Origin of the sequence: Undibacterium sp. 5I2 (assembly GCF_035019605.1) — a bacterium.
Classification (GTDB): Bacteria; Pseudomonadota; Gammaproteobacteria; order Burkholderiales; family Burkholderiaceae_D; genus Undibacterium.
Genome location: NZ_JASJVS010000047.1, coordinates 1 through 12,008 on the forward strand (window position 1 = coordinate 1; position 12,008 = coordinate 12,008).

Consider the following 12,008-nt stretch of genomic DNA (forward strand, 5'->3'; position numbering starts at 1 on the left):
CAGTTAACCACGAACGCCGCTGGGTTCCTGCCAAAAGCGCGCAGGAATGACGTGGCCACCAGTTAGGGTAATGATACTGACTCAATACCCTTTTGCGACAGCCTCTGAAGGCCGGGGTTTCAAACCCTAGTCAGATTTTTGATGAACAAAGCGCTGCGCATCCCTGATTACCTCGGCCACATTCTGCAGGCGATTGAGCGCATTGAGCGCGTTATTAACACTTCAATCCTTGACGCCGATAAAATAGTGGAGATTCATGATGCCATCTTCGGTTCTTTAATTACTTAAATTTACGGCTATATGCATTCTGAGGTTGGATGTAACATTATTTTAGCCATGGGCACCAAATTTGGTATTAGCTGCCAAGGTTGGAATTGTCGAAAAGTTTCTACTGTCTTTGAGATTATGCTGGTTGGAATTGCCAGATCCGTACAGTTTTTGTACCCATATTTCCAGTGGTTGCCTTAGGCTTCTCGATTTTGCCTCCTTTTCTTCCATCATTGTCTCTGTCACTATCTTTTACGGTTTTGACTGGTTGAGAAATATTGTGCACAGCATCATCGTCAATTAGCATATTCAGGAGATTATATTAATTGATGAAAGTCCAATCGACTATGTCGAGCGGTGACCGACGAAAACAACCTATCAGTGATTTTCACCTATACCGTTTCAATGGTAACTCGATACCCAAAGCCCAGTGGATCGTCGTAAGAAGGTGCCACACTATTCCGATTAAGGCGGACATGCAAAGCTTTGGCGTTCGCTTTGAGCCGGGCCGGATAAAACAAGATCTTTACCGGTGCTATCAACCTCGGAGTGGTAGTCAAAAGTATTCCAGCTAAAGCCCGCTACGATGCCATATTTCTTGCCTGTGCTTCGCAAAGCGCACCACTGATTTTTCAAATCTTCTTCCAAAATCATATAGTTCGCAATTGCTGTGCGTGGACTGGCAGCGAGAATAGTATCCAGTTCAGCGGGGGAGCCAATGTTTTTCAGTAATAGCCTTATCGGATTATTGGCAGCCTTACCGTTATTGAAGCGGACAATGAAATCGGATAATGGCGTAGCCCCGTTACCGTACCCGGCGCGGTATAAATTATCTACTTCCACCGATACCACACCCAAGGGCTGTAGATCGCTCAATTGTTGTTGCAACTGTTTAAAAAAGCCCGTTTGATTCCATTCCTTCATCCAATCGGCATTGTCATCTTGGCAGTGATCACCGACCGGGATCGATTTTGCGACATAGATTTTGGCGGCATTTTGTACGCGCACACATTCATCTGGCGCCCAGCTATTACCGGTTGGTCCGCCTGGCCCCTCTAAATACACGTGCAAGCGCCAACCCTGAGTACGCATTTTCTGCACGCTGCTCAAAAAATCAGACGACGAGGTATCTCCGCCGACATCTATTCCAGCAATCACATCCGAATATTTTGCCAATGCAGCCTTCGCCTGTGGTGTAGTCAAGACATCAAGCGCTTTGTGACCAGAACTAAAATAGAAATACGTTAGCGCGCCGGGTGTCGGTGTCGGTGCCGGTGCCGGTGTGGGTATCGGTGTCGGTGTCGGTGTCGGACCAGGCGCACCGCCGCCACCGCAAGCGAGCAACAGGCTGCATAAAGGCAAAGTTAAAAATTGACGATTGCCGATGATTTTTTGGATGTTCAAAGCGCTGACCTCACTTGAAAAATGGACTGAGACTACACCAGTATCGGCTGCGAGCAGCACCGAGACCGAGTTCTAGTAAATAGTTGACTCCTCCGGATGTTGGAATCACTTCTGCTTTTTAAAAAAAAACCAAAGGTGTGTAACTTTATTATATCTTTTAGCAATATGAAGACTGAGACTTGAAATGTGCTTTTTAATCAAAATCGCCATCCTCAGCCAAACCGATCAAGGTTGGAATATGTGGTCCGTATTCAATGGTTTCAGATGTAGTCTTGGCTGAAATTTGAGATTCTGAACTTGGAAGAAGGCGAACTCCGCTACCAACTTTCCTAGCCTGTTTTGCGTACAGTGTTTTCGCACGGATAATCTCGTAACTGTAACCACGACCAATTCGATTTGCCATCTTGATTAGGCCGTTAAGGCATTCAGTGTAAGCATTCGTGATTTGACTTGGTGAATCCCAGTACGCAAAAATGTCGTCATAATGGTTATGAACCGTTTTTGCTAAAGAATGAAATTTATCCAATTCCTTATCAGGTAACGAGTTTTCCCATGCCTCGAAGGCACGCATCGCCGATTCTTTTGTCGGGTCATCATAAATTCTGAAAAATGCTTCTTTGAAATCGTATGCCAGTGCTAACTCTGGAATGCTCTTTCGCACCACTTCCAGAGCTTCCTTTTCTGCTGCATTCAAATTCGATGGTCTTTTTAAGGTCAACCACCGAATAGACTTTTTGATATGCACCCGTTCATTTTTCGAAAGCGTTGCTTGGTATTTCTTACGTTCATCATCTAATGCCTCAGATGCCATCTTAACGACATGAAATTTATCAATGACCAGTCGCGCATTTGGCAGATATGGACTGAATGATCGCTTGAAAGGTCTCCACATATCAGTACAGACCCACTCAACTTTTTCGCGGTCTCGCAGTTTTTCAAAGAACGGCATCATGTGATCTTGGGTGCGAAACTCAAGCATTTCAAAGACATTGTTCGTGGCCAGATTCGTAATCACGCACCGGTAGTCACCAGCTAGATTCACTTCGTCTATTCCCATGATGACTGGAGTTTCATAACGAACAGTGCGCTCCAAATCAACAATCAGATCCTGCGCAATGTTCTTGATCGTGTTAACGGCCAAGCCTGTCTGTTCAGCAAGCGCGTGAAACGTCATTCCAAGACATCGCTGGCGCACAGCATCAACAAGCCGTTTGGTGGCACGCCTGCGTTCATCGAGAAACAGTAAGTCTGGAGTTGATATCTTTGCGCAACCAATACACCGATACCGTGGTCTGGAAATCTCCAACCGTACCGGCTGCATCTGCATTGGCGTGTCTGCAAAAATATTAGTTCTGCGTCCATGTCGATGCAAAGGCTTACCGCATTCCTGACAGAATGGTACTTCGCCTTCGAGTACCTCGGCAACAACCGTGATTACACGATTACCATAATGCAAATCAACCGGTTTTACTCCCGGCAAGTTAAGTAGGTCGAACACTATTGGCCTCTCAACCTATGTCGCTAATGTTTATATCTTTGCGATCGCGGATTAATTCGTAAATTATGTCTGTCAGCGCCCCCATAGACTGGCGGTCAGATTTCAACACCAGGGTAGCTAATTTTTGGTGAGACGTCAGAGCCCTGACGACTCCTTGTTGCACGGCTCCTGGCAAATTCCCTTTCAGTGCCTGTTCACGTGAATTATTTTCAACCTGAGCCATAACAACATCATTTTCACGAGCGATCGCAACGATATGATTAACGAAAGTCGCTTGGTCACGAAGTGGTGTTACCTCTCCAAAAAGGCGGTTTAAGCGATCGATGATTTCCATTAGATAATGTGGGTCTTCACCTTTACTACCTCCGCTACCCGGTCCAATCGGTTTAAGTACAGTTGGATCATTATCATCTACTGGGACATCATCCTTGCGTTTAATATCAAATCCTGTAAGTACCAACCCTTTCAGATCCACTGACTCAGGAGGTTCGCCATTCAATCGTTTTTGAAGTAACTTCACAAAAGCCGCATAGTTTTCTAACTCAGGATCACCAAAATCCACCAGTTGGGCAATGTAAGCATACGTACGGACAAACCTACCCAATCCTGACTTGAACGCAATTAAGGTCTTAATCTGGTCCGCATGTTCTTTTCTATGATGATCTGCTGATTTCATTGCAGTTTCATCGCCAGTGCTGTGGGCCTTTTCAAAAGCTGCCTCCCACGTTCCAATAGCATCACGAAGCATTTTCAAGCGCTGATTGAATACACGGGTTGGACGTTCGGTTGCAGCATATAGCGCCTTGTGCTGTGGTTCCTGAGCTTGAGTGATGTCTCGAATAGTTTTGAACCGGGCTTCCTTGAACTCTTCCAAGTCCTCTGATTCATAAAGCCCTTGGGCATCCAAAGTTTCTTTGATCTCATAGACGACATTGACGTCTTGCATGTCGTCAATCTGGGCACCATCGTCATACATGTCAAACGCTCTACGCACATTGGCTGGATCATTGACAAAATCAATAATGAAAACTTCATCCTTGCCTGGCGCCATCCGGTTGAGTCGGGAGAAAGTTTGCACAATCTCCACATCATTGGCAATCTTCTTATCAACGTACATGGCGACCAATTTGGGTTGATCAAATCCAGTCTGAAATTTATCAGCAACAAGCATGACGCGGTATTCAGGTCGTTCAAACGCAATGCGCAAATCCTGTCCAGCCACATCAGGGTTCATACTGACTTCAGTAAACTCCTCACCTTCGTCAACCATAAAAATCTCAGCAACGTCACCCACATCATCGCCATGTATAACCTGCTTGCCAGTCATCTTTCCAGAGAAAGCGACCAATGACCTAATGCCGGAATACTCAGGGTGCTTTCCGATATAGGCATCAAATCCCTTCTTGTAACGGATTGCCGCAGCCCTGGAGCTTGTGACCACCATAGCCTTGGCCTTGCCATCAAGGCGGTGCGCCACGTTCTTACTGAAGTGTTCTATGATGAATTGCACCTTCTGGGTCACATTGGTAGGATGTAATGACATCCATTGTGCCAAAGCCCGTTTGGCACTTTTCCCGCTGACTCTCTTCGTGTCTTCAATCTGTTTGGCAAGATTGAAAGCGGTCTTGTAAGGGATGTATCCCTTTAGCACATCAAGAATGAATCCTTCCTCAATGGCCTGACGCATTGGGTAGCGATGGAATGCGCGCGGAAGATTCGTTTTGGAGGCTGGTTTCGTTGGATCTGTCGGACGCCCGAACAGCATAAGAGTGGAATGCTTTGGCGTTCCCGTAAACGCAAAATAACTGATGTTGTTAGGTCTAGCCCGTGATTTTTGTAGTTCCTCAAGAAGCTCCTCTACCGTCAAGGATGCCATCTTCCCGTTGCCACTCATGGCCAATGCGGTCTGTAGTTTGGCGGCGGTCGAGCCTGTTTGTGATGCATGTGCCTCATCAATGATCACACCAAAGTTTTTGCCTTTTAGTGCTTTGTCAGTAACGATGGCTTCCATCGCAAAGGGGAAGGTCTGTATGGTGACAACAATAATTGGAGTACCTGCAATTAATGCTTCTGCGAGTTGTTTACTCTTGGATTTTGAAGATTTTTGACGATCAATGGCGGCAATGACTCCGAACTGGTGGTCAATCTGTTTAACCGCATCCTGAATTTGTCCATCCAACACAGTGCGATCGGTGACAATGATCACGCTACTAAAAATAGTATCACCATTATCTCTACGTAGTTTGACCAAATCATGGGCAGTCCATGAAATTGTGCTGGTCTTACCGGAACCGGCGCTGTGATCAGCCAGGTATGAAAGACCGGGTCCATTTTTTCGGGCGTCATCAATCATGTCATTGACAGCGGACCACTGGTGGTAGCGAGGGAAAATCAGGGTTTCACGTTTGGACCAGTTACCTTTGATGTCGACAACGTCCTTTTTCTCAACATAAACGAAACTGTGAAAGATACGCAGCCAGGCATCAGGTTGACAAACCTGTTCCCAAAAGTAAGCGACCGGATATTCTTTGTCTGCACGTTGGGGGTTGCCAGCATGACCTTCGTTGCCCTGATTGAAGGGCAGAAAGAACGTGTTTTCACCTTCTAATTTTGTCGCCATCTGAATATCAGAATCCGACATAGCAAAGTGAACAACAGCTCCCCGTTTAAATGTCAGTAGCGGTTCTTTGCGTTTAGTTTTGGAGTCGTACGGCAAGCGATCAGTTTTGTATTGATCCATGGCCGCTTCAGCAGACTGAGTAAAGTCGGTTTTGAGTTCAACCGTAGCAACTGGCAAACCATTGATGAACAACACGAGGTCAATGGCTAATTTTCTGCTTGGATGGTATTGAAGCTGAGGTACAACGCGCAACACGTTGGAGGCATAGCGCTTGAGTACGGTTTCATTGCGCTTGTCCTCAGGTGCAGCTTCCGACAAATCCAAATGGCCACAACCAGCAATGGAAAAGCCATTACGAAATACATGCATGGTGCCGTGTTGATCAAGTGCCTTGGCTAAGCGATCCATCAAGATATCACGGGCTCGCTCGCCGTTATCCTTGCAGAGCTTGGTCCACTTTTCAGGTTGAGTAACTTCAAGCCAATTGATCAAATCATCTGGGTATAGAGCGCGCTCGGTGTCGTACTGGAGTGTACTGCCGACTTTCCAGCCTTGCGCTTCCAGTTTGGAAACGATGTAGGCTTCGAAATGCTTTTCTTGGTGCGCGGTATCACTCATATTTTTGCCTTTAGTCTCTTTGCTTCAGTCACACCGTGTCGTGCCAAAAATATTGGACCCCACGCATCTGCACCTTCAGCGGTGATTGCAGAAACAAGATCCGAGCCATCTATTAACATTCTCTTTGTAATTCTCTGAAAACCTAATGTTGGACCAAGGGTTTCACCTGATTGAAGTTCGGGAGCATTATCGATAATGAATTTCGTGACGTCTGCCCAAAGTTCATTATTATCCCGGTAGGCAACAGCGATGAGGTGTTCGATTGTGCAATAGCCATGATCTAAACTTTCCGCTAACTTCCATGCTCGCATCACCAGATTTTCTGCTTCGGTTTTTGTCATGCAAACTCCCGTAGATCGATTTGGCCTGTGACGGCGGCGGTAATGAATGCAGATCGACGCTCTTTTAGGAGATTGACACTGTGTTGGGTTTTTCTTATGAGCAGGTCAATCCGGTTCATCGCAGCGTCCACCGTTTCGACTATTTTCATCTGCTCTTGAACGTCGGGCAACGAGACAGGGAATTCTCCATATCGTTCTGCCCCAACATTTTCAATGGTAGCCTGAATAGCTGTTCTTTGGATGTAATCCCAATAGTAGTAGGAACGAACTGCGAGAGCTATGAAATCTGGGATGACTTGATTTGCATCAAAACGACCACGAATGAGATAGCCCGCAAAACACGCTGGGCCATGTTCAGACTTATATCGATATGTCTTTCCTACTGTTGCTCCACTTCGAGCAAACAAAATATCGCCATCTGCCAACATGTATGGCTGTGCGATGTCAAACGGAAGGCGTTTTACTGAGTTGTTGCGTAAGCTTCCAGACTCATCGAGGTCAGTAATTCGAATATATCGTGGACCTTCTAAGATAGAGTCGTCTCCTGACTCATTCGCACCATATTTTAATGGGCTTTGAAGGAGATGTTTAAGTCTCTTTATAGACCAATGTACTGGGATGTCACCAATCAACTCTACCCCTGAATCCTTCATTTTCACATTGGGATCAAGCCCCTTGGTGACAGCGTTCGTGATCAGTGCTTGGCGCTTTTCTTTCAGGAGTTCAATAAAGCGGCTTTTCTTTGCAATTAGAGAATCGATGCGCTTGGTCTCTCGATCAAGGACGTCAATAATTTCAGATTGTTCTGAGGGTTTTGGTGATGGTACATGGAGTGAACAGACATGTTCCCAATCAGCTCGCGGCATCTTGCTGCCCTCGCACCCAGCCTCAATCTGTTGTGTTACAACAGTTGTTAGCATCCATTGATGTAGCCATGCCGATATGACTGATCTGGGCTGGATAACAAGAAATTCAGTTGAACAAAGCCCGTTTGAATCAGTGACGATCGCTTTCTTCAGATAAGGACGTAGTTTCCCATATAAGACATCGCCTGATCGGAAGACACCTACGGTCGAATCTTCATTTTGGCGAGAGCTGCCTTCAGTTGGACGGTACTTCCCTGTGCCTGACTCCACATCTTCCAATCCAATGTAATTCGATCCATCAGAAGCATCTGTACATCGTTCAGTTCTCAGAGAGGATGCGCGTTTAATTCTTGTTACATCCCAATGCTCAGGTACATTGCCAATCCATTCAATCCCTGAATTTTTGTATGAAGCGTAAGGTTTGTATTGGCTCATTCTGATTCTTCCGCGTCACTAACTGCCCTATAAGCTTGGTGTGGGTGATTAGGCTGATCAGGAATGGTGTAAGCGAGCACTCCAGCACTAACCAAAGGGCGAAGGTACTGAGTTCCTAAATAGTCAGCGTTGCGATTAAAAAGACCTGCTAGCTCTGAAGCTTGCCATGACCGGTATTTGCAAAGTTGAATCAGGGCCTCGCGGACTTTGTCAGGCGGGGTCCGTTGTCCCATCGAGGAGACCATTTCTTGAAGCTCTTTTGGCAATTCTTGCCAATTGGGGTTACTAGACAAGGTTCCGAGGTTACTAGATAAGCCACCGAGGTTACTAGATAAGGACCCGAGGTTACTAGATAAGCCATCGGTCTGACTAGATATTGTGTCATCTTCTCTCTTGCCGTCTAGTAAACATGAGGTTGGCTGGTAATATGTTCCTGAACCACGCCCTTTTTGCTCCAATAGACCTGCATCCCGTAATCGCTTCAGGGACTGGCTAGCACTGAGGGTATCAACACGATTGAGCTCGCGGTACATAGAATTGTCAATGGCCCCTTGCTCACGGACCGCCACAAGCGCACGAGCCTCCTCGTCGGACAAGTGAAGATCTCGAAAGCGACTGAGCCATTCGATAGATTCTTCGTTCAGGAAGTGTTGGAAGTAATACCGTGCAACAAAGCTATCATTACTGCGAGTGGACTCGAACAGCGGTGGTTCCAAACCTGCTGCCACCATCATTTCACGCATAACACGAATACCAGAACCCTTGGTTTCTGCAAATCGTGTGTCGAGTAAGACGGCAGCTATACGAGGATTGCGGGGTACAGAACCAGGCTCACCGAGATGTTCTGGTGATTTTAACGAATGCCCAGGATTATGAATCTCAATCCTGTTTGAATAACGAATGATCTGCAGCGGGGCATGGCTGCGATAGCTGCGATGCATCAACGCGTTAACGATGCCTTCACGCAGCACTCGTTGAGGGATTATCGGTTTGTCCTTTCGCTGAGCATCTCCTTCTGCAAGACCGAATCCCACGGGAAGGTCATCTAGCACAGCGGCGAGCGCACGACGGATGGCTCTGAACAAGTAGTCTCGAATCTCGACGGAATCAAAACGACGCTCTGGGTCAGGAATCCACTCCTTGCCCGGAACGCGAATATAGTCTACTCGGGTCATCGGATAAACACGTCGCAGCGCCTGTTGCCTTCCGAATAATTGGAGCCCAGCTACGGTGAACTTCCATACTCCTTCATGGCGCCTGATACAACCAAGAGATTCAAGGAGTTCTTCGTCGTTCCAGCGTAGTTCTTCGGCGTCGGCATTCGCTTCTGCTCGTACTTTTCTATATTCTTCGATAGCTTCTAACGACATGTCGGCCATCGATGTATCTGGCAAAATTGTGTAATCAAAACTTTCGATCTGTCGTCCCTGATAAAGGACCTGTAGGTCATCCTCGGTACAGTGCTGATCAGTGCTTCCGATACGGCGAAATGCACCTCGGGGTAGCCCGCGCGATTTGATAAAGATCGGCTTATCCCCTGGCTGTGCTTCAGGAACAGTCACAACCAAAACTGTGCAACCGCTAATCTGTTCACTTGCAATCTGGACACGAACTGGGACATTGAACTGATCGCGGCATTGAGTCGCAAGTGAGGCGCTCAGCGCATCGGGATGCAATATGCCTTCAACAACGTAAGGGGAAAACAGGTCGCTTTCGTCGCGGACTACACCCAGCAACAATATACCTCCTTGTAAGCCGGGCTCATTGGCAAAAGCGCAAACTGTTTCTAGGATGGATGGGCCGATTTCGGTTCCACGCTTTGCCTCCAGTCGCTCATTTTCATCCAAAGTATTAAGGAGGCTGAGATAGTCTGTCATTGTGTAACCTCACCTAACAACTCAGCAATTTCCGCCTCAACTTGTTTTAGATCTGCGTCAATATCGATCAATTTTCGCGGTGGCACATATTGATAGAAGAATCGATTGAAGTTAATTTCATACCCAACACGTCCAATTTCTTTATCCTTTTCATCACGGAAAGTCTCGTCAATATAAGCATCTGGAAAGTGGGGAAGAACCTCGCGTGCGAAGTAGTCACGAATTTCTTCTGTTAGCGGAACGTTTTCATTGTCCGTCAAATCGGAATCAGCAACTATGTTTCCATCTGCATCAAGCACAGCTTCTCCAGCAGGATCGCGTTCGCCGAAGGCATTGATAAGAGCTTTGATAAATGGTTTACTAACTTTTCCAAAAACCTGTGAAGTTTTCACGGTTTCAGTCACAAAAGATTCCGCCCATGCAAATGGCTGACTAAAACCATTGCGTGGTTGCAAGGCTTCTTCCCATGCAACTTGCTGTTCTATGGTGAGCTTTGCCCAAGTCTTCTCTTGCTTGAGTTTAACTATAGATTCATCAGTAATATGGAGAGACATCCGAAGGGGACGCAGCACCTTAATACGACGATACCCAAAAATTCGGTAGTCCACCATACGGCTGAGTTCACTACTATCTGCAGTAGCGTACAAGTCTACAATCTGTCTGATCTGATCATCACTGATCATTCGCCGCTTGTTACCTTCGTTCTTAATTGATGTCCATAGATCCGATGCATTGAGCAATTGAACTTTGTGGCGACGGTTTTCAGGCTTTTTATTGGATAAAATCCATAGATAAGTACCTATACCAGTGCGAAAAAAAATCTCAGTTGGCAGTGATACGATAGCTTCCACCATATCATTTTCTAATAACCATCGTCGAATCTCGGATTCACCAGAACCGGCACCACCGTTGAATAAAGGTGATCCAGACAAAACAATTGCAGCGCGCCCCCCACCGTTCTCCGGGAGTTCAAGCTTGCTGGCCAGATTCAGCAAGAAAAGCATGGATCCATCATTAATGCGGGGTAAACCGGGCCCAAATCGACCGTCGTACTTCTTCTCTTTGTGTTCATCAGTGACCGCTGTTTGATCTTTCTCCCATTTTTTTCCGAATGGAGGATTGGACACGCCGTAATGAAATCTTTGTCCAGCGAATTGGTCGTTAGAAAGCGTGCTCCCAAGTTTGATATTCTTTGACAGGTCACGCCCAGGGTCCGACTCAAGTGTTCGCAATAACATGCCAGTCAGGCAGACAGCATGGGTCTCTGGTTCGAGTTCCTGCCCATAGGGAATGATGACTGGTGGAACTTTAAAACGATTGCCGTAATCTGCTACATGATTCATGGCATCAGAAATAAATCCACCGGTACCACATGTCTGGTCATAGAGCGTACGGATCAATCCTGGATTAGACTCGAACAGGGCATCGTCGGGATCCAATAGCAAGGAAGTGGCAAGGTGCACGACATCTCGCGGCGTCATGAAATCCTCGGCACCTTCATTGACTTCTGCACCGAAGCGGCGGATCAGGTGCTCATACAGATTGCTCATGACACGATCCGGCACCACATCTGGATGTAGGTCAACTCCAGCAAAATTCTTGCAAATTTTAAACAGTACCCCAGCCTTATCTAGCCGAATCACTGTGTTGGAAAAATCGAACTGTTCAAAGATGATGCGTGCGTTGTCTGAAAAGTGAGCAACGTAGTCCTGAAGATTTTGTCGCGTCTTGGTGCCGCCCAGAGTGCTTAGTGCATACTCTGACGTATTGTAGAAAGGGTAACGTGTGCATTGGCGCAGAATAAGATCAAGGTCGATGCCAGAGTCTTTATGAAGTTCGTTTGCGTCACGAACATCTTGTCGAGTAGGGTCAAGAACGCACTCCAGACGACGAAGCAAAGTGAATGGCAAAATAATCTTGCCAAAATCTGTATGTTTGAAGTCACCCCAAAGGTCTTCGGCATTTTTCCAAATGAAATCCGCTAAAGATGCTGCTGAGCCGGTTTGTTCTGCCATTTCTTAACTCCTACCTGATTTTGCACAAAACAGCATAGCATATTTCCAATGCATGCAACCATGTTTT

8 protein-coding genes are annotated in these 12,008 nt (G+C 46.5%); 1 reads left to right on the top strand and 7 read right to left on the bottom strand.

The features are described from left to right. The first annotated feature begins 141 nt into the window (after positions 1–141). On the top strand, positions 142–288 hold the full coding sequence (locus tag QN359_RS14980) for a hypothetical protein (protein WP_322248817.1): 147 nt from the start codon (positions 142–144) through the stop codon (positions 286–288). Between the two features lie 444 nt (positions 289–732). Here QN359_RS14980 and QN359_RS14985 read toward each other — a convergent pair whose 3' ends face one another. The 7 genes from QN359_RS14985 to QN359_RS15015 all read right to left on the bottom strand — a co-directional run bounded on the left by QN359_RS14985 (position 733) and on the right by QN359_RS15015 (position 11,941). Further along, positions 733–1,470, bottom strand: coding sequence for a hypothetical protein (locus QN359_RS14985; RefSeq protein WP_323493589.1), 738 nt, complete (start codon positions 1,468–1,470; stop codon positions 733–735). A 394-nt stretch (positions 1,471–1,864) separates the two neighbouring features. Next, positions 1,865–3,169 carry an ISL3 family transposase gene (locus tag QN359_RS14990; RefSeq protein ID WP_322248819.1) on the bottom strand — a complete coding sequence of 435 codons (1,305 nt, stop codon included), beginning with the start codon at positions 3,167–3,169 and terminating at the stop codon, positions 1,865–1,867. A gap of 10 nt (positions 3,170–3,179) precedes the next feature. Next, on the bottom strand, positions 3,180–6,407 hold the full coding sequence (locus QN359_RS14995) for a type I restriction endonuclease subunit R (RefSeq protein WP_322248820.1): 3,228 nt from the start codon (positions 6,405–6,407) through the stop codon (positions 3,180–3,182). Continuing rightward, complete coding sequence (locus QN359_RS15000) at positions 6,404–6,748, bottom strand: hypothetical protein (protein ID WP_322248821.1); 345 nt, start codon at positions 6,746–6,748, stop codon at positions 6,404–6,406. The genes QN359_RS14995 and QN359_RS15000 overlap by 4 nt, the downstream gene beginning before the upstream one ends. Then, positions 6,745–8,049, bottom strand: a complete 1,305-nt coding sequence (locus tag QN359_RS15005) for a restriction endonuclease subunit S (protein WP_322248822.1) — start codon at positions 8,047–8,049, stop codon at positions 6,745–6,747. The genes QN359_RS15000 and QN359_RS15005 overlap by 4 nt, the downstream gene beginning before the upstream one ends. After that, the gene (locus QN359_RS15010; protein WP_322248823.1) at positions 8,046–9,926 is read right to left on the bottom strand and encodes an ATP-binding protein; all 1,881 of its coding nucleotides are present in this window, start codon (positions 9,924–9,926) and stop codon (positions 8,046–8,048) included. Before QN359_RS15010 ends, QN359_RS15005 begins: the two co-directional genes overlap by 4 nt. Continuing rightward, entirely contained in the window at positions 9,923–11,941 is a 2,019-nt protein-coding gene (locus tag QN359_RS15015) for a class I SAM-dependent DNA methyltransferase (RefSeq protein ID WP_323493299.1), read from the bottom strand. The genes QN359_RS15010 and QN359_RS15015 overlap by 4 nt, the downstream gene beginning before the upstream one ends. Positions 11,942–12,008 lie beyond the last annotated feature (67 nt).

Coding starts and splice junctions, on each gene's coding strand:
- QN359_RS14980 (WP_322248817.1), top strand. CDS start 142: ATGAACAAAGCGCTGCGCATCCCTGATTACCTCGGCCACATTCTGCAG.
- QN359_RS14995 (WP_322248820.1), bottom strand. CDS start 6,407: ATGAGTGATACCGCGCACCAAGAAAAGCATTTCGAAGCCTACATCGTT.
- QN359_RS15000 (WP_322248821.1), bottom strand. CDS start 6,748: ATGACAAAAACCGAAGCAGAAAATCTGGTGATGCGAGCATGGAAGTTA.
- QN359_RS15005 (WP_322248822.1), bottom strand. CDS start 8,049: ATGAGCCAATACAAACCTTACGCTTCATACAAAAATTCAGGGATTGAA.
- QN359_RS15010 (WP_322248823.1), bottom strand. CDS start 9,926: ATGACAGACTATCTCAGCCTCCTTAATACTTTGGATGAAAATGAGCGA.
- QN359_RS15015 (WP_323493299.1), bottom strand. CDS start 11,941: ATGGCAGAACAAACCGGCTCAGCAGCATCTTTAGCGGATTTCATTTGG.